16 protein-coding genes are annotated in these 24,561 nt (G+C 68.6%); 8 read left to right on the top strand and 8 right to left on the bottom strand.

Annotated elements, in window-relative coordinates:
- The first annotated feature begins 246 nt into the window (after positions 1-246).
- The 6 genes from treZ (at position 247) to MFF55_RS04375 (ending at position 16,733) form a co-directional block, all read left to right on the top strand.
- On the top strand, positions 247-2,052 hold the full coding sequence (gene treZ, locus MFF55_RS04400) for a malto-oligosyltrehalose trehalohydrolase (RefSeq protein WP_238242871.1): 1,806 nt from the start codon (positions 247-249) through the stop codon (positions 2,050-2,052).
- Positions 2,049-6,971: a malto-oligosyltrehalose synthase gene (locus MFF55_RS04395; RefSeq protein ID WP_238242870.1), complete on the top strand. Its 4,923-nt coding sequence runs from the start codon at positions 2,049-2,051 to the stop codon at positions 6,969-6,971. The genes treZ and MFF55_RS04395 overlap by 4 nt, the downstream gene beginning before the upstream one ends.
- 101 nt (positions 6,972-7,072) lie before the next feature.
- The gene (locus tag MFF55_RS04390; protein WP_238242869.1) at positions 7,073-10,456 is read left to right on the top strand and encodes a maltotransferase domain-containing protein; all 3,384 of its coding nucleotides are present in this window, start codon (positions 7,073-7,075) and stop codon (positions 10,454-10,456) included.
- Positions 10,457-10,625: 169 nt separating this feature from the next.
- A complete protein-coding gene (treS, locus tag MFF55_RS04385) occupies positions 10,626-13,883 on the top strand; it encodes a maltose alpha-D-glucosyltransferase (RefSeq protein ID WP_238242868.1) in 3,258 nt (1,085 codons plus the stop codon).
- Positions 13,884-16,178 carry a 1,4-alpha-glucan branching protein GlgB gene (gene glgB / locus MFF55_RS04380; RefSeq protein ID WP_238242867.1) on the top strand — a complete coding sequence of 765 codons (2,295 nt, stop codon included), beginning with the start codon at positions 13,884-13,886 and terminating at the stop codon, positions 16,176-16,178. It begins immediately after the preceding gene.
- A 171-nt stretch (positions 16,179-16,349) separates the two neighbouring features.
- A complete protein-coding gene (locus MFF55_RS04375; RefSeq protein ID WP_238242866.1) occupies positions 16,350-16,733 on the top strand; it encodes a FlaG family protein in 384 nt (127 codons plus the stop codon).
- A 318-nt stretch (positions 16,734-17,051) separates the two neighbouring features.
- Here the strand turns inward: MFF55_RS04375 and flaF are convergent, their stop codons facing one another.
- Positions 17,052-17,429, bottom strand: a complete 378-nt coding sequence (gene flaF / locus MFF55_RS04370; protein WP_238242865.1) for a flagellar biosynthesis regulator FlaF — start codon at positions 17,427-17,429, stop codon at positions 17,052-17,054.
- A 185-nt stretch (positions 17,430-17,614) separates the two neighbouring features.
- Here flaF and MFF55_RS04365 point away from each other — a divergent pair, with 185 nt between their 5' ends.
- Positions 17,615-17,866: a hypothetical protein gene (locus tag MFF55_RS04365; protein ID WP_238242864.1), complete on the top strand. Its 252-nt coding sequence runs from the start codon at positions 17,615-17,617 to the stop codon at positions 17,864-17,866.
- 6 nt (positions 17,867-17,872) lie between these two features.
- On the opposite strand, the gene MFF55_RS04360 is transcribed toward MFF55_RS04365, so the two are convergent.
- From MFF55_RS04360 to recR, 7 genes are all read right to left on the bottom strand, one after another.
- Positions 17,873-18,211 carry a hypothetical protein gene (locus MFF55_RS04360; protein WP_238242863.1) on the bottom strand — a complete coding sequence of 113 codons (339 nt, stop codon included), beginning with the start codon at positions 18,209-18,211 and terminating at the stop codon, positions 17,873-17,875.
- 96 nt (positions 18,212-18,307) lie between these two features.
- Positions 18,308-18,964 carry a transglutaminase-like cysteine peptidase gene (locus MFF55_RS04355; RefSeq protein ID WP_238242862.1) on the bottom strand — a complete coding sequence of 219 codons (657 nt, stop codon included), beginning with the start codon at positions 18,962-18,964 and terminating at the stop codon, positions 18,308-18,310.
- A 71-nt stretch (positions 18,965-19,035) separates the two neighbouring features.
- Positions 19,036-19,821, bottom strand: a complete 786-nt coding sequence (truA, locus tag MFF55_RS04350; protein WP_238242861.1) for a tRNA pseudouridine(38-40) synthase TruA — start codon at positions 19,819-19,821, stop codon at positions 19,036-19,038.
- A complete protein-coding gene (gene fmt / locus MFF55_RS04345; RefSeq protein WP_238242860.1) occupies positions 19,821-20,753 on the bottom strand; it encodes a methionyl-tRNA formyltransferase in 933 nt (310 codons plus the stop codon). The genes truA and fmt overlap by 1 nt, the downstream gene beginning before the upstream one ends.
- 43 nt (positions 20,754-20,796) lie before the next feature.
- Positions 20,797-21,315: a peptide deformylase gene (locus MFF55_RS04340; RefSeq protein WP_238242859.1), complete on the bottom strand. Its 519-nt coding sequence runs from the start codon at positions 21,313-21,315 to the stop codon at positions 20,797-20,799.
- 68 nt (positions 21,316-21,383) lie between these two features.
- Positions 21,384-21,884 (bottom strand): GNAT family N-acetyltransferase, encoded by a 501-nt coding sequence (locus MFF55_RS04335; RefSeq protein WP_238242858.1) that lies wholly within the window; start codon positions 21,882-21,884, stop codon positions 21,384-21,386.
- A gap of 2 nt (positions 21,885-21,886) precedes the next feature.
- Entirely contained in the window at positions 21,887-22,492 is a 606-nt protein-coding gene (gene recR, locus MFF55_RS04330) for a recombination mediator RecR (protein WP_238242857.1), read from the bottom strand.
- Between the two features lie 383 nt (positions 22,493-22,875).
- Between recR and MFF55_RS04325 the strand changes: the two genes are divergently transcribed.
- Positions 22,876-24,492 carry a phosphoenolpyruvate carboxykinase gene (locus MFF55_RS04325; RefSeq protein WP_238242856.1) on the top strand — a complete coding sequence of 539 codons (1,617 nt, stop codon included), beginning with the start codon at positions 22,876-22,878 and terminating at the stop codon, positions 24,490-24,492.
- Positions 24,493-24,561 lie beyond the last annotated feature (69 nt).

Below are 24,561 nucleotides of genomic sequence, written 5' to 3'. Positions count from 1 at the left end.
GCCCCCGGGGGCTGAGGCAAGTGATCGCTGCACTCCCCGGTTCGTGCCGGACCGTGCCGAACGGCGCGTCTTGCCGACGTGGCACGATCATTCGCGCCGCAGCGCACAAATCCGGCGCCTTTGCGGTTGCCGCCTCGCGTGCACGCCATAGCTCGTCTGCGGGAACCAGAGACTTCCGGCTGGTCTTCTCACGACGACGCACCGTCGGATGTCGACCGATGCGCACGACAACAGGATGGTGGCCCGATGCGGCGTGCCCACACGATGGCCTTCGGCGCACAGGTGACCGACGACGGCGTGCACTTCGCGCTCTGGGCGCCGACGGCCCGGGATGTGATCCTGCAGCTCGATGGCGCCGATCATCCCCTTAGCCAGGGGGAGGGAGGCTGGCGGCACGCAACGGTTGCGGGTGTCACGGGGGGCGCTCGCTACGGCTATCGCATCGATGGCGACCTCGTCGTGCCCGATCCCGCCTCCCGCTTTCAGCCCGACGATGTCGGGGGCTTGAGCGAGGTGATCGACGGCCGCGCCTTCGCCTGGACGGATACGGAGTGGACCGGGCGACCCTGGGAGGAGGCGGTCGTTTACGAACTGCACGTCGGGACCGCGACAGCGGAGGGCACCTACGCCGCGCTCGCCGACAAGCTGGAGGAGCTGCGTGACCTCGGCATCACCGCCATCGAGCTTCTGCCGCTCGCCGATTTCAAGGGCACGCGGAACTGGGGCTACGATGGCGTACTGCCCTATGCGCCCGACAGCGCCTACGGCCGGCCGGACGACCTGAAGCGCCTGATCGACCGGGCGCACGCCCTCGGGCTGATGGTCTTCCTCGACGTCGTCTACAATCACTTCGGACCGGCGGGAAACTATCTCCACGCCTACGCCAAGACCTTCTTCACCGAGCGGCACCAAACGCCCTGGGGCGCGGGCATCAATTTCGACGGTGAGGCGAGCGGCCGGGTGGTGCGCGACTTCTTCATCGAGAACGCGCTCTATTGGCTGGAGGAGTACCATTTCGACGGACTGCGTTTTGACGCCGTCCACGCCATCCTCGACGATTCCGAGCGGCACTTCATCGGGGAGCTCGGCGAGACCCTTCGCGCGCGGCTGCCGGGCCGGCACATCCATCTCGTCCTGGAGAACGAGGCGAACCAGGCGCGTTGGCTGGAGCGGGGCGAGGACGGCCGGGCGCTCCAGCACGATGCACAATGGGCGGACGACCTCCACCATTGCTGGCACGTCCTGCTGACGGGCGAGGATGCGGGTTACTACGCGAGCTTCGCCGACAAGCCCGTCGTGCACCTGGCACGCTGCCTGGCCGAGGGCTTCGCCTACCAGGGCGAGCCCTTCTCGACGCTCGGCAACCATCCCCGCGGCGAGCTCTCGGGCCATCTGCCACCCTCGGCCTTCGTCACCTTCCTCCAAAACCACGACCAGGTCGGCAATCGCGCCTTGGGCGAGCGCCTGAGCGCGCTCAGCGATCCCGGCAAGCTGGCGCTCGCCCGAGCCGGGCTCCTTCTCAGCCCCCAGATCCCCATGCTCTGGATGGGCGAGGAATGGTCAGCCTCGAGCCCCTTCCTGTTCTTCGTCGACTTCGCGCCGGACGAGGAGCTGAACAAGGCGGTTCGCGAGGGGCGCCGTCGCGAGTTCAAGAGCTTCGCCGCCTTCGCCGACGACACCTCGATCATCCCCGACCCGACCGAGGAGCGGACCTTCCTGACCTCGAAGATCGACTGGGCTGAGATCGACCGCTCTCCCCACCGCGAGGTCTGGGCCGACACCCGCAACCTCCTGCAGATCCGGCATCAGTCCGTCGTCCCTCTGACCAAGACCCGCTATCTCGGCGCAAAAGCCGTCCTGCCCCGTCCCGACGTGGTCGATTGCACGTGGCGCTACGCGGGCGGCACCCTGCGCTTCGTCGCCAATCTCGGCGAAGCCGATTTCGCGGCCTCGGCCGACGGGCTCCAGGTAATTTGGGCGAGCGCCGCTGCCGGGCAGACCATCGAGCTGCCCTCTTGGACCGGCGTGTTCCTGACGGGGGCTGCCCGATGAGCGACCTCGACCGCGGCGACCTGGAACGCCTGGCCGACCTCGTCGGCGTCGCCTCCGGCTATACCGACGCCTTCGGGCAATCCGTCGAGACCTCCCTTGAGACGCGGCGCGGCATGCTCGCCGCGCTCGGCTTCGCCGTCGGCAACGAGGCCGAGGTCGCGGCGAGCCTTGCGGAGGTCGAAGCGGTTCGCTGCGGCCTCGTCCCGGCGCTCCTTCCGGTGGAGGCGCGGCGCGCCTTCCGTGTGCCGCTGCGGATCGGTGGGGCTGCGGGCACGGTGGCGTGGCGGCTGGTGGACGAGCGGGGGCAAGCCCGTGAGGGTCGTGCGCCGATCACGGCTGAGGACGGGGCGGCTTTCGAGCTCCCGCCGCTGACGCCCGGCTATCATCGGCTCACGGCGACCTTGGGCGACCGCAGGGCGCAAGCCTGGGTCATCTCCGCGCCCCAGCGCTGCTGGCGACCCCGCGCCTATGCCGACGAGGGCGCCCGTGACTGGGGCCTCGCCGCCCAGCTCTACGGCCTGCGCTCGCACGAAAACCTCGGGATCGGCTCCTACGCCGATGCGGGCCGCGCCGCCCGCGACGCGGGCTTGCGCGGGGCCTCGTTCCTGGGCTTGAGCCCGGTGCACGCCCTATTCGAGACCGACCGCACCAAGATTTCGCCCTACTCACCCTCGTCGCGGCTCTTCCTTGAGACGCTGTTCATCGAACCGAGCGCCCTTCCGGGCTTTGCCGGATCGCGGGCGGCCGAGCTGCTGAAGGCGATGGAGCCGCAGGTCGCTGCCCTTCGCGACGCCTCTCTCGTCGATCATGCCGGCATCTGGGGGGTGCTCTCGCCGGTGCTGCGGGCGCTCTGGGAGGATTCCCGCGCCCGCGCCGGCGCAGACCCCGCTTTCGAGGCCTTTCGCGCTCAAGGCGGTCCCGACCTCGAGGCGCACGGCGTCTTCGAGGCCATCAGCGCCCACTTCCAGGCGCAGGGCGCGCACTGGCTGGGCGATTGGCCCGAGGAGATGCGCCGCGCCGACACGGAGGCCGTGCGCCGCTTCGCGCAAGAGCACGCGGAGGCGGTCCGCTATCACGTCTGGCTGCAGTACCTCGCCGACCGGCAGCTTGGCGAAGCCTCGCAGACCGCGCTCGACGCGGGCATGCGGCTCGGCCTCTACCGCGACCTCGCGGTGGGCGCCGATCGCGGCGGCTCCGAGGTGTGGTCGCATCCCGAGCGCTTCGTAGCCGGCGTCTCGATCGGTGCGCCGCCTGATCTCCTGGCGCCCAAGGGCCAAGATTGGGGCCTACCCGCCTTCGACCCGCTGGAGATGGAGCGCGACGGTCTCGCCGCCTTCCGGGCCCTCGTCCGGGCGAACATGCGCCATGCCGGCGCAATCCGGATCGACCACGCCTTCCAGCTCGCGCGGCTCTTCCTGATCCCGGTCACGGGCTCGGCTCGGGACGGCGCCTACGTGGCGATGCCGTTCGAGGCCATGCTCGCGGTCCTGCGGCTGGAGAGCCACCGCCAGAAATGTCTGGTCATCGCGGAAGATCTCGGGACGGCCCCGGAGGGCTTCTCGGACGCGCTGATGCAGGCGGGAGTTCTCAGCTATCGCATCCTCGCTTTCGAGCGGGAGCAGGACGGCCGCTTCAAGGCGCCGGGCGCCTATCCGCGCGAAGCGCTGACCGCCATCACGACCCACGACCTGCCGACCTTCGTCGGCTGGTGGCGAGGCGTCGACACCGACACGCGCCAGGCCCTCGGGCTCTACGACTCCGACCGGGCGGAAGGCGAGCGCCAGGAACGCGTCACCGAGCGTGCTCGCCTTGCCGGGGCGCTCGCGGGCGAGCAGCTCCTGCCGAGCTACGACCCACCTGAGGCCGCACCCTTCGAGGCGGCCGCCCGCTACCTCGCACGGGCGCCCTCGATGCTGACAGCGGTGCAGTACGAGGACGTGGTCTCCGAGCTCAGCCAGGCCAACGTGCCGGGTTCGACCGAGGGGTACCCGAACTGGCGGCGCAAGCTCGATCGCAATCTCGACGCGATCGCCGCGCCGGGCGGGCCGCTCGCCAAGCTCGCGGCCTCGCTCTCGGCCGAGGAGCGGGGACCGCGCTCCGGCGCGGCGCGCCTCGCTTCGCCGCCGCCGCGGGCGACCTACCGCCTGCAATTCCATGCCGGCTTCACCTTCGCCGACGCGGAGGCGATCGTTCCTTATCTGGCGAAGCTCGGCATCAGCCACGTCTATGCCTCACCGATCCAGAAGGCGCGGCCGGGATCCACCCACGGCTACGACATCGTCGACCATTCGACGATCAATCCGGAGCTCGGCGGGGAAGAAGGCTTCATCCGCTTCTCCGAGACGCTTCGGGACCACGGCCTGAAGCTCCTCCTCGACATCGTCCCGAACCACATGGGCGTCGGCGGCGCCGACAATCCCTGGTGGCTGTCGGTGCTCGAATGGGGCGGCCTGTCGCCCTACGCGCACGCCTTCGACATCGACTGGTCCAGACTTGGCGCTAACAACAACCTCGTCGTGCCCTTCCTCGGCGACCGCTACGGCGAGGCGCTGGAGAACGGAACCCTCCAGCTCAAGTTCGATGCCGCCCGTGGGGCCTTCAGCGTCTGGCACTACGAGCACGAATTCCCGATCTGCCCCCTGCAATATCCGGCGATCCTGAACCGCGCGCTGGCGGCGCTCGGTGAAATCGACGACGCGGCAGGTCTTGAGATCCTCAGCGTCTCCGAGCGCCTGCGCCTGATGGGCGAGGAGACGAACCGCGAGCGGCGTCTCGCCTTCCCTGGGGAGGCCGAGGAGCTGAAGCAGCGCTTGGTCGAGGCGGTCGCGGCCTCGCCGCAGATCGCCGAGGCGATCGCGCGCACGCTCCGGCTGCTCAACGGGGTCAAAGGCTTTCCCGACAGCTTCGGCGCGCTGCACCGGATGCTCGAACTGCAATCCTATCGGTTGGCCCATTGGCGCGTGGCGGCGAGCGACATCAACTACCGCCGCTTCTTCGACGTGAATTCGCTCGCGGGGCTGCGCGTCGAGAAGTCCGATATCTTCCAGAAGTCGCACGAGACCGTGTTCCGACACGTCCGCGAGGGGCGGATCGACGGTCTTCGCATCGATCACATCGACGGTCTCGCCGATCCGCTGGGCTATGCCCGCGCGCTCCAGGCGGCGGTGGGGCCCGGCTTCTACGTGGTCGTGGAGAAGATCCTCGAACCGGGCGAGCGGCTGCGGGACTGGCCGGTGGCAGGCACCACCGGCTACGACGTCCTCAACCAGCTCGACGGCATCCTGGTGGATCGGGAGCGTCACGGCCGCGTCACGCGCTTCTACCGTTGGGCGACCGGCGACGACGAGCCCTACGGCTTCCAACTCCGCGCCGCCAAGGCCGAAATCATCGAGATCAGCTTCGCCAGCGAGCTCGAAGTGATGACGGCCGATCTCAAGCAGATCGCCGATGCCGACCGCCGCACCCGCGACTTCTCGGTCAACGCGATCCGCCGGGCGCTGATCGAGATCATCGCCCGGTTCCCGACCTACCGCTCCTACCTGCCGGGAGACCTGGACGAGAGCGACGTCGAGGACGAGGACATTCACCTGATCGAAGGTGCCGTCGCCAAGGCCAAGCGCTGGAGCTCGCTGCCGGACCGCTCGGTCCACGATTTCGCCGCCGATGCCCTGGTCGGCCGCATCGATACCGTCGGACCGGGCAGGCCGGAGCCTGCCGTCATTCTGCGCTTCCGCCGTCGGTTCCAGCAGCTCACCGGCCCGGTGATGGCCAAGAGCCTGGAAGACACCCTGTTCTATCGCTTCTCGGTGCTGCTGGCGCTGAACGAAGTCGGCGGCGATCCCAGCGAGTACGGGATCGATGCGGAGCATTTCCACGGGCTGCAGGCGGCCCGTGCCCGCGACTGGCCGAACGCCATGATCACGACGGCGACGCACGACACCAAGCGCGGCGAGGACGCCCGCTCGCGCCTGCTCGCCCTCTCCGAACTTCCGGAAGTCTGGGCCGAGGCCTGGACCATCCTCGGCCAGGCGGCCCGCAGCCGACTCAAGCAGGGCGACGACGGCCCCGAGCCGGACGCGCGCGACCAGTGGATGTTCCTTCAGGCCATCCTCGGCGCCTGGCCGCTGGAACTGCTCGATCGGGACGACGAGGCGGCGATCACCGATTTCCGCCAGCGGCTCGACACCTATTCCGAGAAGGCGCTGCGGGAGGGCAAGCGCCGGTCGAGCTGGGTCAATGTCGACGAGGGCTACGAGGCCGCGGCCAAGGCCCTCTTCGCGGGGCTGATCGCGCCCGGCTCCAAGTTTCTTGACCTGATGCGGCCCATCGCCCGGCGCCTCGCTCATCTCGGCATGATCGCGGGACTTGGTCGGACGGTCCTCAAATGCACGCTGCCCGGCCTGCCCGACACCTATCAGGGTACCGAGTTCTGGGACTTCTCCTTCGTCGACCCGGACAATCGTCGGCCCGTCGATTATACGGCGCTGGCGGGAGCCCTGGAGGAGGGCCTGCCGCCCGGCGAGCTGCTGCAGAGCTGGGCGGACGGACGGATCAAGCAGGCGACGCTGGCGCGCCTGCTCTCGGATCGTGCCGCGCACCCGGCCTTCTACGCGGACGCGGATTACAGCGCGCTTGCCGCCGATGGTGAACGGGCCAGCCATGTCCTGGCGTTCACGCGTTCGAACTCCACAGCAGGGGAGGGCGACCTTCTCGTCGCGGTGCCCCGGCTTGTCTCCGGGTTGATCCGCGAAACGGCTTGGCCCGGCGAGAGCTTTGCCGGCACGGTTCTTTCCGCGCCCGAGGGAAGCCTCTGGACGGATATCGTGACGGGAACGAGCGTTGACGCCGAGGCTGGGCGGCTCGATCTCGGGGCTCTGTTCGCGCGTCTGCCCTACGCGGTTCTGCGGCGGACGGGGTGAGGCCTCCGGCCTCCGGCATGCTGAACGGTGTTTCCCCCCAAACGGGTGCGGAGACGCGGGAACGAAACTGATCCGGTCGAACGGGTACCGACGAGGCAGGCATGAACGCACCGAACCCCGCACCGACCGCCGCGCAGCGGGCCGAGTCCGGCCTCGTGCCGCTGCCGGCGACCCTGGCGCCGCGCGCCGAGGGACCCCGGATCTACAATCTCTTCCCCCTCCTCGTTGGTCCGGTCTCGGCCTGGACCGCCGAGTTGCCGCGCATCGCCGCGATGGGGTTCGATTGGGTCTACCTGAACCCGTTCCACCAGACGGGCGGCTCGCGCAGCCTTTACGCCGTCGCCGACATCGACCGGCTCGACGAGCGCTTCCGCGACCAGGACGGCACGCCGGACGACGAGCAGATCCGCCGGTTCTGCGCCGCGGCCGATGCCCATGGGCTCTCGGTGATGACCGATCTCGTCGTCAACCACACCGCCAAGGACGGTCCGCTGGCGCAGGAGCGCCCGGATCTCTTCGTCCGCGACGCGGAAGGCAACATCGAGAGCCCCGCGGCGGTCGACCCGGACGATCCCTCGATCCGCACGGTTTGGGGCGACCTCGCCGAGCTCGACTACCACGCGGAGCCGGCGCGATCCGAGCTCACGAAGCTCTGGGCCGCCTACATCAATCGCCTCCAAGACCTCGGCGTGCGCGGCTTCCGCTGCGACGCCGCCTACAAGGTGCCAGCCGAGGTCTGGCGTGCCCTGATCGGCGCGGCCAAGGCCCTGGAGCGCGACTGCCTGTTCGCGGCCGAGACGCTGGGCTGCACCTTCGAGGAGGCGCAGGCCACCGCCGGCGCCGGCTTCGACTACCTGTTCAACTCCTTCGCCTGGTGGGACTTGAAGGCGCCCTGGGCGCTCGAGCAATACGAGCGCCTGCGCGTCATCGCGCCCTCAATCGCCTTTCCCGAGAACCACGACATGCCCCGGCTCGCGGCCGGCATGACGGGGGACAAGGTGGCGGTCGGGCGGCGCCTGCAGGGCCGCTACGCCCTCGCGGCCTTCTTCTCGGCCGGCGTGCTCATGCCGATCGGCTACGAATGGGGCTACCGGCGCGCCCTCCACGTGGTCGAGACCACGCCGGCGAGCCGCGAGGGGGAGAGCGGGCTCGACATCTCCGCCTACATCGCAGCGATCAACGCGCTGCGGGCCGAGCTGCCCGCTGCCAATGTCGAGGGCGCCCAGGCGCGCATCTCGGCGCCCGACGCGGCCTTCGTGGCGCTCTTGCGCTATGATACGGGCCATGCCGCCTCGGCCCGTCACGCCGTGCTCGTCCTCCACAATCCGACCGACGCCCCGGTTCCCGTCGATCCCGGCCCGCTGATCGCACGCTCCGGCGGCCAACTCGGACACTTCACCGACCGGACGCCCGAGGCCGAGCCGGTCCTGTTCCGTGCCGGGGAGGCGGTGACGCTCGCGCCCGGCGAGGTCCGCATCCTCGCCGCCGAGCGGGCCGAGGCCCTGGCGCGCCCGCGACCGAGCGTTCCGGACGGCGAGGGCCGCGTGGTGATCGAGGCCGTGCAGCCGGAGATCGACGGCGGCCGCTCGGCGGTGAAGCGCATCGTCGGCGAGAGCGTCCACGTCACCGCCGACATCTTCAGCGACGGGCACGAGATCATCAACGCGGCGATCCTGTCCCGTGTCGCTGGCGAGGCCGAGTGGCGCCGCGACCCAATGGTCTTCATCGATAACGATCGCTGGGGCGGGCACTTCCCGCTGGAGCGCAACGCCCGCTACGAGTTCACGGTCGAGGCCTGGCGCGACGCCTTCTCCTCGTGGATGCGCGACACGCTCAAGAAGCGCGACGCCGGGGTCGACGTGCGCCTGGAGACGATCGAGGGCGTCACCTTCGTCATCAACGCCGCCGATTTCGCGGAGGGCCGCGACCGGGAGCGGCTGATGGCCCTGGTCTCCGCGCTCTCCGCCGAGGAGACGGGCTCCGCCGCGCAGCTCGACCTGATCCTTGCCCCCGAGGCGACTGCCCTCATCCGCCGTCATTCCGAGCGTGTGAACCTGTCGCGCTATCCCGTCTTGGTTCCGGTGATCGCCGATCGCCTCGCCGCCCGGTTCTCGGCCTGGTACGAGATCTTCCCGCGCTCCCAGTCCGGCGACCCGAACCGGCACGGCACCTTCGACGACGTCATCCGCCGCCTGCCGGAGATCCGGGAACTCGGCTTCGACGTCCTCTACTTCACCCCGATCCACCCGATCGGGAAGACCAACCGCAAGGGCAAGAACAACACCCTGAAGGCCCAGCCCGGCGACGTCGGCTCTGTCTACGCGGTGGGCTCGGAGGAGGGCGGCCACGAGGCCGTGCACCCCGAGCTCGGCACGCTCGGGGATTTCCAACGGCTGGTCGCCGCCGCCCACGCCTACGGCATGGAGATCGCGCTCGACTTCGCGATCCAGTGCTCGCCCGATCATCCCTGGATCAAGAACCACCCCGAATGGTTCGAGTGGCGGCCCGACGGCACCCTGCGCTTCGCCGAGAACCCGCCGAAGAAGTACGAGGACATCTCGAACGTCCATTTCTACGGCGGTGCGCTGCCCTCCCTCTGGATCGAGCTGCGCGACATCGTCATGGGCTGGGCCGAGCGCGGCGCGCGCATCTTCCGGGTCGACAACCCGCACACCAAGCCGATTCCCTTCTGGGAATGGATGATCCGCGAGGTCAACGAGCGCTACCCCGACGTGATCTTCCTGGCGGAGGCCTTTACCCGGCCGAAGATGATGAAGAAGCTCGCCAAGGCCGGCTATCAGCAGAGCTACACTTACTTCACCTGGCGCAATACGAAGCAGGAGCTGATCGAGTACTCGACCGAGCTCGCCGGCGAGATGGGCGAGTACTACCGTCCCAACTTCTTCGCGAACACGCCGGACATCAATCCGGTCTACCTGCAGACCAGCGGACGCGCCGGCTTCGTGGTGCGGGCGACGCTCGCCGCGACGCTCTCCTCGGTCTACGGCATCTACAACGGCTTCGAGCTGTGCGAGGCGGCGCCGTACCCGGGCAAGGAGGAGTACCTCAACTCCGAGAAGTACGAGCTGAAGGCCTGGGACTACGACCGGCCCGGCAACATCCGCGAGCACGTCATCAAGCTTAACCGCATCCGCCGCGAGAACCCAGCTCTGTGGGATTTTCGGAACGTCGTCTTCACGGGCGCCTACAACGACCAGATCATTGCCTACGCCAAGATCACGCCGGAACGCGACAACTGCGTCTTCGTGCTCGTGAACCTCGACCCCAAGAACCGTCAGGAATGCACCTACGAGGTGCCCCTCTGGCTCCTCGGCCAGCCCGACGACGGCGCGGTTGAGGTCGAGGACCTGCTGCAGGGCTACAAGTTCGAATTGCGCGGCAAGTCGCATCGGATCGCGCTGGACCCGACCGAGCGCTCGGCCGTTATCTGGCGGTTGCGAGTGCCTCGCCGGGTTGCGCCGTAGGCCACCGCGTGTCAGCAAAAATAGCGACGGTTCGCCCGGGCCGCCGCGTTGTCGCCGAGAAGTGGGTGCCAAACCCCCGACGAAGCCCGTGCTCGCGTCCGTTCCGCGGACGTTGCGTGCGGGAAGGCAATCGCCGTTCTCGACCCTGGATGCATGAGGCAACGACGCGATGATCGATCGCAGCGATCCGCAGTGGTACCGTGACGCCATCATCTACCAGATCCACGTCAAGTCGTTCTTCGACTCGAACAATGACGGGATCGGTGATTTCGAGGGCCTGACGCAGAAGCTCGACTACGTCCGCGACCTCGGGGTCACGGCGATCTGGCTGATGCCGTTCTATCCCTCGCCGCTGCGGGACGATGGCTACGACATCGGGGACTACCGGGAGGTCAATCCGTCCTATGGGACGATGGAGGAGTTCCGGCGCTTCGTCGACGCTGCGCATGAGCGCGGCCTGCGCGTCATCACCGAGCTGGTCATCAACCACACCTCGGACCAGCATCCCTGGTTCCAGCGGGCCCGCGAGGCGCCGGCGGGATCGCCCGAGCGCAACTTCTACGTCTGGTCGGACACCGACACGCCCTATTCCGACACGCGGATCATCTTCCTCGACACCGAGGTCTCGAACTGGACCTGGGACCCGGTCGCCAAGCAGTACTTCTGGCACCGGTTCTACTCGCACCAGCCCGATCTGAACTTCGACAACCCGGCCGTGCTCGAGGCCGTGATCGAGGTCATGCGCTACTGGCTCGACATGGGCGTGGACGGTCTGCGCCTCGATGCGATCCCCTACCTGATCGAGCGCGACGGCACGAACTGCGAGAACCTTCCCGAGACGCACGTCGTCATCAAGGCGATCCGCGCGGCCCTCGACGCCAGCTACCCCGACCGCATGCTACTCGCCGAGGCCAACCAGTGGCCCGAAGAGACCGCGCAGTATTTCGGCGACGGGGACGAGTGCCACATGGCGTTCCACTTCCCGCTGATGCCGCGCATGTACATGGCGATTGCCCGGGAGGATCGGCACCCGATCACCGACATCATGCGCCAGACCCCGGAGATTCCGGAGGGCTGCCAATGGGCGATCTTCCTGCGCAACCACGACGAGCTGACGCTCGAAATGGTGACGGCTGAGGAGCGCGACTACCTCTGGTCCTTCTACGCCGCCGAGCGGCGCGCCCGCATCAATCTCGGCATCCGCCGCCGCCTCGCGCCCTTGCTCGAGAACGACCGGCGCAAGATAGAGCTGATGAAGTCGCTCGTCCTGTCGATGCCCGGCACGCCAGTGCTCTATTACGGCGACGAGATCGGGATGGGCGACAACATCTATCTCGGCGACCGCGATGGCGTGCGCACGCCGATGCAATGGTCCCCCGACCGCAACGGCGGCTTCTCGCGCGCGAACCCGGCCAAGCTCTTCCTGCCCTCCGTGCAGGACCCGATTTACGGCTTCGACGCCATCAACGTCGAGGCGCAGACCCACTCGCAGACGAGCCTGCTGAACTGGACGCGGCGCATGATCGCGATCCGCAACAACAGCCTGGCGCTAGGCCGCGGCAGCCTGCAGTTCCTCTACCCGACGAACCGCAAGGTGCTCGCCTGGATCCGCGAGCTCGAAGGCGAGCGTGTGCTCTGCGTCGCAAACCTGTCGCGCGCGCCCCAGGCCGTGCAGCTCGACCTGTCCGAGTTCCGCAGCGCCGTGCCGATCGAGCTCACCGGCGGTTCGGAATTCCCCGCGATCGGCGAACTGCCCTACCTCCTGACCCTGCCGTCCTACGGCTTCTACTGGTTCTCGCTCAGCGCTGCCCATGCCGGCACGATCGGCCCGCAGCCCGAGACGCCGGAGCTCTTCACGCTCGTCCTCACCGGCGGCGTCGAGACCTTGATGGCTGGACGCGAGCGCATCGCCTTCGAGCGCACCGTAGCGCCGCGCTTCATCAGCACGCGGCGTTGGTTTGCCGCCAAGGGCTCGCGCATCAAGTCGGTGCACGTCATCGACAGCGTCCCGCTGGCGGATGCGGGCGGCGAGGCCCGGTTCCTGCTGCCGCGCATCGCCGTCCACCTCGCCAACGGCGAGCGCCAGGATTACTTCGTGCCCGTCGCCGTCGACGAAGGCCGCGAGGACGAGGCGCTGATGCCCTTCGCCGTGGCGCGCGTCCGTCGTGGCCCCCGCACCGGCCTCCTCTTTGGCGCGGCCGCCGCACCGGCCTTCGCCGTCTCGGTGATCGAGGCGATGCGCGAGGGCCGCGAGATGGCAAGCGAGTCGGGCAGGCTCGTCTTCTCAACGACCTCGGCCTTCGATCCCGAGATTACCGTGGAAGCCGGCGAGGTCCGTCGCCTGAGCGCGGAGCAGAGCAACACCTCGATCGCCATCGGCTCGAAGATGATGCTGAAGCTGCTGCGGCGGCTCCAACCCGGCATTCACCCGGAGATCGAGGTCGGCCGCTTCCTCACCGAGAAGGCGAAGTTCGCCAACACCCCGGCGCTGCTCGGCGTGCTCGAACATGTCGACGAGAACGGCCATCGCACCGCCCTTGCGGTGCTCCAGAAATTCGTCCCGAACCAGGGCGACGCCTGGACCCTGATGCTCGAGGGCCTGCGCCGCGACTTCGAGACGGTGGTTTTGGCTCCCGAGAGCGAGGCGCCGAGCGCGCAGGAGGCCTTCGCCTCTCACCTGCGCTGGGCCGAGCTCCTGGCGCGGCGCACCGCCGAGATGCACAGCGCCTTCGCCATCGAGACGGACGATCCGGCTTTCGCCGCCGAGCCCTTCACCCATGCCGACCTGCATGCCCTCGGCGACGACACCCGTCACCAGGCCGAACGCGCCTTCCGCGGCCTCGACGGCCTCGCCGGCCGTGCAGCGAACACCGCGAGCACCGAGCTTGCGGGCCGCCGCCGCGAGGTCGAGGAGGTGATCCAGGCGCTGACGGCGCGCGCGCCGCTCGGCGCCACCAAGACGCGCATCCACGGCGACTACCATCTGGGCCAAGTCCTCGCCTCGGAGGGCGACCTCGTCATCGTCGATTTCGAGGGTGAGCCGTCGCGGCCGGCCGACGAACGGCGCGAGAAGGCCACGCCCCTGCGCGACGTCGCCGGCATGCTGCGCTCCTTCGCCTACGGCGCGGAGACGGTGACCCGCGAGATCGCCTCGCGCTTCGCGGATTCCGAGGAGCGGGCGCGCCGGGCCGCCACGGAATGGCGCGGCATGATCGATGCAGCCTTCCTCGACGGCTACGCCGCGGCCATCGCCTCAAGCCGCGCCGCGGTCTCGAACTCCGAGACGCTGACGCGGCTGCTGCAGCTGAGCCTGCTCACGAAGGCGCTCTACGAGGTCGATTACGAGGTCAACAACCGCCCGGACTGGATCGAAATCCCCGCGCGCGGGGTTCTCAACATTCTGGACGAAATCAAGAGAGGCGCTTGAATGACGGGCATCGACGAGCGGGTCGCGACCAAGACCGAGGACAAGCCGGGCATCTCCGGCGCCGCGGACGTGACACCGATCGCCGGTAGCCCGACGGCTCAGCCGGCTCGCAGTGTCCACGCTGACGCCGTCGCCGCGATCATGGCCGCCAACCACGGCGACCCCTTCTCGGTGCTCGGTCCCCATGAAGTGGCGCCGGGGGCCTGGGAGGTCCGCGCCGTCCTGCCGGAGGCGAAATCCGCAGCACTTCTGATCGGTTCTGAGCGCATCCCCTTCGAGCGCAAGCATCCGGAGGGGTTCTACGTCGCCCGCGTATCGAGCAAGGGTCGGCCGCTCTACGAGATCGCCGTCGAGACTTGGGACGGCACCGAGCGGCGACGCCACGATCCCTACGGCTTCGGGCCCTCGCTGCATCAGGGCGACATCCACGCCCTGCGCGAGGTCGGCAGCAACGTCACCTATCGCGTGCTCGGCGCGCAGGCGCTGACCCTCGACGAGGTCGCCGGGTTCCGCTTCGCCGTCTGGGCGCCGAATGCGCGCAAGGTCAGCATCGTCGGCGACTTCAACGAGTGGGACGGCCGGCGCCACCCGATGCGCCTCTGGCAGGACGGAGGAATCTGGGAGCTGTTCGTGCCGGGGTTGACGGCCGGCGCTCACTACAAGTTCGAGATCCGCGGGCCCGACGGATCGCTGCTGCCGCTCAAGGCCGATCCGGTCGCGTTCGCCGCGCAGAAGCCGCCCGAGACCGCCTCCGTCCTGCAGGGCACGAACGATCCGGTCTGGACCGATGCCGAATGGATGCGCACGCGCGGCGAGAAGGACCCGCGCCACGCCCCGATCTCCATCTACGAGGTTCATCTCGGTTCGTGGGCGAGGGTGGCAGAGGAGGGCAACCGCTACCTCACCTACAAGGAACTGGGCGAGCGGCTCATTCCCTACGTCAAGGAGATGGGCTTCACCCATATCGAGATGCTGCCGATCACGGAGTTTCCGTTCGACGGCTCATGGGGCTACCAGCCCGTCTCCCTCTTCGCGCCGACGAGCCGCTTCGGAACGCCCGATGATTTCGCCGCCTTCGTCGACGCGGCCCACCAGGCGGGCATCGGCGTGATGCTCGACTGGGTGCCGGGCCATTTCCCCCTCGACGCCCACGGCCTCGGCCAATTCGACGGCACGCATCTCTACGAGCATGCCGATCCGCGCCAGGGCTTCCACCAGGATTGGGGGACCTACATCTACAATTTCGGCCGCTCGGAGGTTGCGACCTTCCTCGCTGCCAACGCCCGGTTCTGGCTGGAGCATTATCACCTTGACGGCCTGCGCGTGGATGCTGTCGCCTCGATGCTCTACCTCGACTACTCGCGCCGGCAGGGCGAGTGGATACCCAACCAGTACGGCGGCAACGAGAACCTCGACGCCATCCACTTCCTGAGGAAGACCAACGAGGCGACCTACAGCCACGCGCCCGGTACCATCACCGTGGCGGAGGAATCGACCTCCTGGCCCGGCGTCTCCCACCCGACCTACACCGGCGGCCTCGGCTTCGGCTTCAAGTGGAACATGGGGTGGATGCACGACACCCTGAACTTCGTCTCGAAGGAGACAATTCACCGGCGCTACCACCACCACGACCTCACCTTCGGCCTGCTCTACGCCTTCTCGGAGAACTTCATCCTGCCGCTCTCCCACGACGAGGTCGTGCACGGAAAGGGCTCGCTCCTCGCCAAGATGCCGGGCGACCGCTGGCAGAAGTTCGCGAACCTGCGGGCCTATTTCGGCTTCATGTGGGGACACCCGGGAAAGAAGCTGCTCTTCATGGGCGGCGAGTTCGGTCAGGACCGCGAGTGGAACCACAACCAGAGTCTCGACTGGCACCTGCTCGACGACGGCTTCCACAGGGGCGTCAAGGACCTGGTCCGGGACCTCAACCATCTCTACTGCACCACGCCTGCGCTCCACGCCCGGGACAGCGAGGCCGCGGGTTTCCAGTGGCTCGTGGCGGACGACCAGGACAACAGCGTCATCGCCTGGGCGCGCAAGGGTCGCGAGCCCGGCGAGGTGGCGGTCGTCGTCTCGAACTTCACGCCGGTGCCGCGCGGGGGCTACCGCATCGGCGTGCCGGAGGCCGGGTTCTATCGCGAGGCCATCAACTCGGATGCGGAGCGCTACGGCGGCTCCAACATGGGCAACATGGGCGGCGTTCAGGCGGAAGCGACGCCGAGCCATGGCCAGCCCTACTCGGTCGCGCTGACGATCCCGCCGCTGGCGACCACCATCTTCGTGCGCGAAGGGTAAAGACGGGCTCGGATGGCGCGTGCAGATCGGAAGATTATTCGCCGTCTTGTTAACCGCGTGTTGACTCCCCCTTCAACCGGCTTCGCGTCCCGGCGTCGGCCTTAAGGTTTGACTCATGGTGGACCGTGTTTTCTGCGGTCTACGATCCCTGAGGACAGGAGTACCCGAGCCATGAGCATCGGTCCCGTCACCGCCTTCGCGCCGAGTACCCCGCCGGCCGGCGTCCAAGTCTCGGCGCCTGTCCGGTCCGTCTCGCCCGCTCGGCCCGTCGAGAGCATGGCCCTCGGCCCGGCCGTTTCACTGGACATCGGTGGAGAGAGCGAGCCGGCCAAGGAGAGCGGCAGGGAGTCCGGTCCCGAGACCCGCGGCTACGTGCGCGAGGCGGAGAGCAACGCGCTCGTTTATCAGGTCGTCGATCCGCAGACCGGCGATGTGGTCATCCAGATTCCCGACGAGGTCGTCATCAAGGCTCGCGCCTATGCCCGGGAGGTGGCCGCGAGCCAGGCTGCCAACCAAGCCGCCGTGCCGGGCTCCGCCATAGAGAAGCGCGCCTGAGGGCAGGCTCAGGCCTCATACCGGCTCGGGATCGTTGCGGGGGTCAAGTCGGTGGTGTGCGCAGTGATGGGCAGATCGATCCACCGCGACGCCGGATTACGGCTGGTCGTGCGATGTCCGCTGCGCCGCAGCAAGCACCGATCTTGTCGTTGGCCTTCGATCTTGGGCTCGCGACCCTCGCTGCGATCCGGGGATGCCCTGGGCGATTCCCATTCAGCTCGGTCAAGCGGCGGAGCCTCGCGCGCTATCGTCGAAGGCTCACGCTCCCGGTCGATGCATTAGGCGCAACCTCGCAGCGCCTGTTCGTCCGCCGAAAGCTCAGGGAGCGGTCCCAGGATTGCCCTGGAGGCCGGCGGCGAGGTGGTGGTTGATCGAGATCAACGAGTCGAGCCGCTGGACCGTCGGCTCGATCATCGCGTCGAGTGTCGTGCGGAACACGTACACGGCAAGGCTGACAACGTTCTGCTTCAGCGAATCCGGGATGGGATTCGACGGTTCAGAGGCGGCGCTGGAGATCACGGTCCAGACCCGCTGATTGAAGTTGAGGGCCTCGTTGAGGAGGTTCGCCTGGTTCGGCCAGTCGCTGCGGACGGCGTTCAAGCGGTTGGCGGCCTTGAGCAGAACGGCGGCCTCGGCCTCGCGCGGCGTCAACACGGATTGCGAGGTTCGCGCGTAAGCGTGAGCCGCTTGCATCATGACGAGTGCCCTCTCTGACCCTTGCGATCCGCGTTCGCGCGGCGATTGGCTCGAAGATGTCGCAGAGCGGCCTTAACACTTCGTGCCATCCCTGGCCGCCGCAATGCCGCCCTCCCTGCGGATTACGTCGATCTGAGAGAGGCATAGCCGCTCCTGAACGAGGGCGACTCCGAGAATCCGCGCGCATGATGAATTTTCTACTCGGCACGGTCGCGGGGGCGCTGATTGCCGGCATCGCCACGATCGCGGCTGCGCGGCATCCGGAGGTGCAGATGCGTCTGGGGCTGGTGCCGCCGACGGGCGCGATCATCCTGCCTGCCGCCCATCCCCGGCTGGAGCCGCCCTGCGGCTTGGCCTCGGCGAAGCCCGCCGAGGCCGCCGTGGGACAGGCCGACATGCTCTTCTCGCGACGGCGGTTCTGGTTCGTCGCGCCGTAGCTGCGCTTAGAGCGTCGGGGAGGGGGCTCTGCCCAGCAACCAGCCCCTCGCACGCTGGAGCAGGGCGGGACGGACGCGGGCGACGTCGTCCCCATCCACCAGGGGCGAGGCGGCCAGCGCGGTGAGATAGGCGCTTTCGCTCTCGCGGCAGCTGCGCAGGGCCGTGTCGGCCGCCAGAGCCCGGCCGGTAAGGGCGGATTGCAGGCCGAAGGTCCGGTGAAGGCACCCACGCCAAGCGGAGTGCAGGGCTGCGACCTCGCCGTCGGCCTGTGCCGGCCCGACGGGCGCCAGCCAAGCGACGGTGATGAGGAGGAGGGCGGTTCGTGGGCGGGGGCAGCTCGTCATGCGGGATGCTCGCGAAGTGCGGCACCCTCGCCCCGGCAGGCTTAATGCAATCCTAAGGCCGCGATCTCGGGCACTCCCGTTTCGGGACCGACGTGTTCAGCGGTTGGCGGTCGTGACCGGCGAGGTCGCCCGGCCGAGCGAGACCCAGGCCACGGCATTCTGGCTCTCGCGCTTGATGAAGGTGTAGCCGGTCTGGCGCCAGGGCAGGACGTTGTTGGTCTTGTTGTCGAGGATGAGGTCGCCGCGGTCGGTGATCAGGGTGAGCACGGCATGGCCCTCGCCCTTCTCGTCGATGACGACGGTCATCCGCATGGCCCGGCGCGGCAGGCCCGCCTCGACGAGGAGCTTGCGCTTGAGGAGCTGGAAGTCCTCGCAATCACCCGAGCCGTCCTCCGCGAGGTCCCAGCGGTCGGCGACGTGGAGATGCTCCACGTCCGTGATCGCGCGGATGCTCTTGTTGACGCGGCGGTTGGCGGAAACGATCGCGCCCCAGTTCGCCGCGTTCAGGGTGATCATCGTCGGCTCGCGGCGGTCGACCGCGCATTCGGCCTGGTACGACTGACAGAAATCCACCCAGGCGGTGATCGGGCGGGCGTCGCCGGCCGCCTCGATCGCGCTCGGCACCGTCGGCAGGGAGGCCAGGGTCTGGGCCTGCGCGGCCGGCGTCAAGGCAAGGCCGGCAAGCAGCATCGCGCCCACGGCCTTGGCCAAGCTCATCACCGCAACCCGACGCTTGGAAACCGCGATCCGCATGACCGTCGTCCGTCCCGTTAATCTCTCGTTAACGAACGTCTCACGGCTTGGCTTTGGCGGCAATCGCCGGATTAAGAAACGGTTAACGCCTGGGGCGGCTCGACGGCAGCATAGTCGACGCCGACGAAGGTCAGGCCGTGGGCCGGCGCCATCGGGCCGCAGCGGCTCCGGTCGCGGGAGCGCAGGATGTCGGCCACGTCGGCGGCACTGAGACGGCGGCTTCCGGCCAGCATCAGCGTGCCGACCATGGCGCGGACCTGATGGTGCAGGAACGAGCGCGCCGCGGTCTCGATCAGGATCTCATCGGACGGCCCGCAGACGGGGCGGGACACGTCGAGCCGCTCCAGCGTGCGCACGGGGCTGTTCGCTTGGCATTCGGCGGCCCGGAAGGCGGTGAAGTCGTGCCGGCCGAGGAGTTTCTGCGCGGCCGCCCGCATCAGGTCGGCATCGAGGTGCCAGGGCACGTGCCAGACCTGTGCGCGGGTCAGGGCGGCGGGGCTGCGACGGTTGAGGATGCGGTAGCGGTAGTGCCGGCGGATCGCGGAATGGCGCGCGTCGAAGTCCGGGCTGACGGCCTCGGCGCTGAGGATCGCAACCGGATCGGGCCGCAGATGCGCGTTGAGCGCGTCGCGGATCGTGTCCGTTCGCCATGGCCGCGACAGGTCGAGATGAGCGACCTGATGGATGGCGTGCACGCCCGCGTCGGTCCGCCCAGCGCAGGTGAGGCGCGCCGCCTCGCCTGAGAACCGCGTCACCGCCGCCTCGATGGCACCCTGGACGGTCGGGTCTTCGGCCTGGCGCTGCCAGCCGCAGAAGGGGGCGCCGTCGTACTCGATGACGAGCTTGTAGCGGGGCATCAGGCGGTCAGGCGGGCGCCGGGCGACAGCCGCGCTCCGCGCAGGAACTCGTCTCCGCGGATCGTTCCGCCCTTGCCCGCCCGGCGGATCTCGACGAGCCGCACGGCGCCGCTGCCGCAGGCAATCGCGCCTTCCGCATCGAGGAGGGTGCCGGGCGCACCGCCGCCGGCAGCGGGGCCCGCGCGCAGCACCTTCACCCGCTCAGGTCCCTTGCCGAGATCGGCCTCGAAGAAGGCGCCCGGGAAGGGGGAGAGTCCGTTGATCCGGTTCGCGACGGTCTCGGCGGGCTGCGTCCAGTCGATGCGCGCCTCGTCGTTCCCGATCTTGCGCGCGTAGAGCACGCCCTCCTCGGTTTGCGGCGTGAAGCTCAGTCCTTGGCGGGCCAGCACCGCGAGGGCGCGGCTCATCAGGTCCGCGCCCAGCGGCATCAGGGCGTCGTGGAGCTCGCCCGCGGTCATGCCGCGCGCAATCGGCACCCGCGCCTCCATCGCGACGGGACCGGTATCGAGCCCGGCCTCCATCCGCATGATGCCGACCCCGCTCTCGGCGTCGCCTTCCATCACCGCCCGCTGGATCGGGGCGGCACCGCGCCAGCGGGGCAGAAGCGAGCCGTGCAGGTTGAGGCAGCCCTGCCGGGGCGCGTCGAGGATCGCCTGGGGCAGCAGCAGGCCGTAGGCGACGACCACCGCGACGTCTGCGTCGTGGGCCCTGAAGGTCTCGGTCGCCTCCGGACCCTTCAGGCTCGCCGGCGTCAGGACGGGAAGCCCGAGGCTCTCGGCCCTGGCATGCACTGGGGAGGGCCTCAAGCCCATGCCGCGGCCGGCCTTGGCCGGCGCACGGGTGTAGACGGCGGCGATGACATGCCCGTCCGCGCACAGGCGAGCCAGCGTCGGCACCGCGAAATCCGGGGTGCCCATGAAGACGACCCTCATGCCGGCACGAGCCTCATGGCCGGAGGCGCCGCGGCCCCGACGCTCAGGCGGCCTCGCCGCGCTTGGCCGCCTTGGCGAATTTCTTCACGACGCGATCGCGCTTCAGCTTGGACAGGTGATCGATGAACAGGACGCCGTTCAGGTGGTCGATCTCGTGCTGGATGCAGGTGGCGAGAAGTCCGTCCGCCTCGATCTCCTGGGTCGCCCCGTCGAGGTCGCGGAACCGCACGCGGACCCGGTCCGGCCGTTCGACCTCACCGTAATACTCCGGGATGGAGAGGCAGCCCTCGTCGTAGACCCGCTTCTCCTCCGACGACCAGACGATCTCCGGGTCGAGGAAGATTTGCGGCCGGCGTGCATCCTCGTCCTTCGAGGTGTCGATGGTGACGACGCGCTTCGGGACGCCGATCTGGATGGCGGCGAGGCCGACCCCGGGCGCATCGTACATCGTCTCGAGCATGTCGGCGGCGAGCCGGCGGATCTCGTCCGTGACCGGGCCGACGGGCTCGGATTTCAGGCGCAGGCGCGTGTCCGGAAGGATCACGAGGGGACGAATGGTCATGGCGTCGCGGCTAAGGGCGGGGGTTTCCGTCGCAGATAAGGGTGCGCCGAAGACCGGTCAAATGGGGCTCAGAGCGTGAGGGGCCGTCCGTAGAAGATCGTGCCCGCGATCGGCGTGTCGTAATACGGCGCGATCGGTGTGAAGCCTGCGGCCTCGTAGAGCGCGATGGCGCCCTCCATCGTGGGCAAGGTGTCGAGGCGCATCTCGCGGTAGCCGATGCGTTGGGCCTGATCAATCACGGCCTCGACGAGGCGTCGTCCGATGCCGCGATTGCGGCACTCCGGCAAGACGGAGAGACGCTTCATCTCGCAACAGCCGGGCGGTGCGATCGGCCGAAGCGCGACGCATCCGAGGTCCCGTCTGGCGGCGTCGCGCGCCAGGAGAAGCGCACCCGCGGGCGGCGCGTAACGGCCGGGCAGTACGGCGAGCTCGGCCTCGAAGCCCTGGAAGGCGAGGTCGACCCCAAGGGCGTCGGCATAGCCCCGCCACAGATTCCGAACCACATTGAGGTCGCGCTCGCCATCGGCCGGTACGATGCGGACGGCGGACGCGTCTATCCACTCCGTCACGGTCAGAACGCCGTCCGGCTCCGGATCGCGGCCGAGAGGGTGCCCTCGTCGAGGTAGTCGAGCTCGCCGCCGACCGGCACACCATGGGCGAGCCGGGTCACCTTGAGGCCGAGATGGTTCAGTGACTCGGTGACGTAATGGGCCGTCGTCTGGCCGTCGACCGTGGCGTTCAGCGCCAGGATCACCTCCTTCACCGCGGGGTCGCCGGCCCGCTCCCCAAGGCGCTCGAGGTTCAGGTGCTCGGGGCGCACGCCGTCGAGGGCCGAGAGCACGCCGCCGAGCACATGATAGCGCGCCGTGACGGCGCCCGAGCGCTCCAGCGCCCAGAGATCGGAGACGTCCTCGACTACGACCAGCATGCTCGGGTCGCGGTTCGCATCGCGGCAGATGGTGCAGGGCTCGGAGGTGTCGACGTTCCCGCATTCGCGGCACACGACGATGCGCTCGGCCGCGATCCGCATCGCCTCGGCGAGCGGCCCGAGCAACGTGTCCCGCTTCTTGATGAGCTGGAGCGCGGCCCGCCTCGCCGAGCGCGGTCCCAGCCCCGGCATCCGGGCGAGGAGCTGGATCAGGCGCTCGATCTCTGGGCCGGCGACGGCTTGCGGCATGGTGAGGGCATCTCGTGGCGTGAGGTGATCCGCGCACCGTTTGCGGCACGGTCGGTCGCGGCGGGCACATCAGCGACAGATAGGTGGTTTCCCACGAATTTTCTCGGTTCTGCGCGGCTTCGGCGTCCTGTTCAGCCTTGGGACGGGCGAATTCGGCCGCGGGTAGCGGAACCCTGCGAACAGGCTTGAGCGTTAGCATCTTAGGCCAAAGTTCTGTTGACGGCGAAGCTTCGCCGTCTATGCAGACAACCCTCGGTGGGCGGTGAACCTGCGCGCGGCGGACCTGAACGACCGCGCGGACGTACCATCGAGGTCATCCGGGCTGCCCTCGCGGCGCCCGATCTTGCGACGTGGTGCGATCAGGGGCCCGAGGAGAGACGAGCGTGACGAATATCGGCGAGTTCAACGCGGGCCACGGCTCCGAGGCGATCGGGCTGCGCAAGCTCAAGGCCGTCCACTGGAACCTTGAGACGCCACGTCTCTATGAGGAGGCCCTCGCCCGCGGCGAGGCCAAGCTCGCCCGCGGCGGCGCCCTCGTGGCGACGACCGGCAACCAGACCGGTCGATCGCCCAAGGACAAGTTCGTGGTCCGCGACGCGTCCACCGAGAACGAGGTCTGGTGGGAGAACAACGGCGCTATCACGCCCGAGCAGTTCGACACCCTGCTCAAAGACTTCCTGAGCCATGCCGAGGGACGCGAGCTCTTCGCCCAGGACCTCTACGGCGGCGCCGATCCCGCGCACCGGGTCCAGGCTCGGGTCTTCACCGAGTTCGCCTGGCACTCCCTGTTCATCCGCAACCTGCTGATCCGGCCAGACCACGAAGCGCTCTCGGCCTACGTTCCGAACCTCACCATCATCGATCTGCCGAGCTTCGAGGCGCAGCCGCACCGTCACGGTTGTCGCTCGAAGACCGTCATTGCGATGGATTTCTCGCGCAAGATCGTCCTGATCGGCGGCACGGCCTATGCCGGCGAGATGAAGAAATCCGTCTTCACCTACCTGAACTATAGGCTGCCCGGCGCCGGCGTCATGCCGATGCATTGCTCGGCCAATGTCGGCCTCGACGCCGAGGGCGGCTCGGCGCTGTTCTTCGGCCTGTCGGGCACCGGCAAGACCACGCTGTCGAACGATTCCTCGCGGATGCTGCTCGGCGACGACGAGCATGGCTGGAGCAAGGACGGCATCTTCAACTTCGAGGGCGGCTGCTACGCCAAGACCATCCGGCTCTCCCGCAACGCGGAGCCCGAGATCTACGCCACCACCGAGCGCTTCGGCACGGTCATGGAGAACGTCGTCATCGATCCCGAGACCCGGGTTCCCGATTTCGACGACGCGTCGCTGACCGAGAACACCCGCTGCGCCTACCCGCTCGACTTCATCGCGAACGCCAGCACCACGGGCCGGGCCGGGCATCCGAAGAACATCGTGATGCTCACCTGCGACGCCTTCGGCGTGATGCCGCCGATCGCCAAGCTCACCGGCGCCGAGGCGATGTACCACTTCCTCTCGGGCTACACCGCGAAGGTGGCGGGCACCGAGCGCGGCCTGACCGGGCCCGAGGCGACCTTCTCGACCTGCTTCGGCGCGCCCTTCATGCCGCGCCATCCGAGCGTCTACGGCAACCTGCTGCGCGACCTCATCGCCCATCACGAGGCCGATTGCTGGCTCGTCAACACCGGCTGGACGGGCGGCGGTGTCGGTACCGGCCGGCGCATGCCGATCCGCGTGACGCGCCGGCTGCTCGCCGCCGCGCTCGACGGCACGCTCAGCAAGGGCCAGTTCCGCCGGGACCCCTTCTTCGGCTTCGCGGTCCCGACCAGTGTGCCCGGCGTCGAGCAGCACGTGCTCTCGCCGGTCGATACCTGGAACAACAAGGCGGCCTTCGCCGAGACGGCGACCCGCCTCGTCTCGATGTTCCAGGAGAACTTCAAGCGCTTCGCGGCCCATGTCGATGCCGATGTCCGCGCGGCCGAGCCGGTGACGGTCATCGCCGCCTGAGACGCGCGAAGCTTCGTGCGCCAGGGCACGTACGAGGCGCCGCAGCCCAACCGCCACGCTTCCCCCCGG

The sequence above is a fragment of the Methylobacterium iners genome (assembly GCF_022179305.1).
Lineage (GTDB): Bacteria > Pseudomonadota > Alphaproteobacteria > Rhizobiales > Beijerinckiaceae > Methylobacterium > Methylobacterium iners.
Note: the sequence above shows the minus strand (reverse complement) of the source record. Positions and strands in the feature narration are given on the sequence as shown.

Bases quoted from the DNA above. Each gene is read 5' to 3' on its own strand.
- treZ (WP_238242871.1), top strand. From the start codon at position 247: ATGCGGCGTGCCCACACGATGGCCTTCGGCGCACAGGTGACCGACGAC.
- MFF55_RS04395 (WP_238242870.1), top strand. From the start codon at position 2,049: ATGAGCGACCTCGACCGCGGCGACCTGGAACGCCTGGCCGACCTCGTC.
- MFF55_RS04390 (WP_238242869.1), top strand. From the start codon at position 7,073: ATGAACGCACCGAACCCCGCACCGACCGCCGCGCAGCGGGCCGAGTCC.
- treS (WP_238242868.1), top strand. From the start codon at position 10,626: ATGATCGATCGCAGCGATCCGCAGTGGTACCGTGACGCCATCATCTAC.
- glgB (WP_238242867.1), top strand. From the start codon at position 13,884: ATGACGGGCATCGACGAGCGGGTCGCGACCAAGACCGAGGACAAGCCG.
- MFF55_RS04375 (WP_238242866.1), top strand. From the start codon at position 16,350: ATGAGCATCGGTCCCGTCACCGCCTTCGCGCCGAGTACCCCGCCGGCC.
- flaF (WP_238242865.1), bottom strand. From the start codon at position 17,429: ATGATGCAAGCGGCTCACGCTTACGCGCGAACCTCGCAATCCGTGTTG.
- MFF55_RS04365 (WP_238242864.1), top strand. From the start codon at position 17,615: ATGATGAATTTTCTACTCGGCACGGTCGCGGGGGCGCTGATTGCCGGC.
- MFF55_RS04360 (WP_238242863.1), bottom strand. From the start codon at position 18,211: ATGACGAGCTGCCCCCGCCCACGAACCGCCCTCCTCCTCATCACCGTC.
- MFF55_RS04355 (WP_238242862.1), bottom strand. From the start codon at position 18,964: ATGCGGATCGCGGTTTCCAAGCGTCGGGTTGCGGTGATGAGCTTGGCC.
- truA (WP_238242861.1), bottom strand. From the start codon at position 19,821: ATGCCCCGCTACAAGCTCGTCATCGAGTACGACGGCGCCCCCTTCTGC.
- fmt (WP_238242860.1), bottom strand. From the start codon at position 20,753: ATGAGGGTCGTCTTCATGGGCACCCCGGATTTCGCGGTGCCGACGCTG.
- MFF55_RS04340 (WP_238242859.1), bottom strand. From the start codon at position 21,315: ATGACCATTCGTCCCCTCGTGATCCTTCCGGACACGCGCCTGCGCCTG.
- recR (WP_238242857.1), bottom strand. From the start codon at position 22,492: ATGCCGCAAGCCGTCGCCGGCCCAGAGATCGAGCGCCTGATCCAGCTC.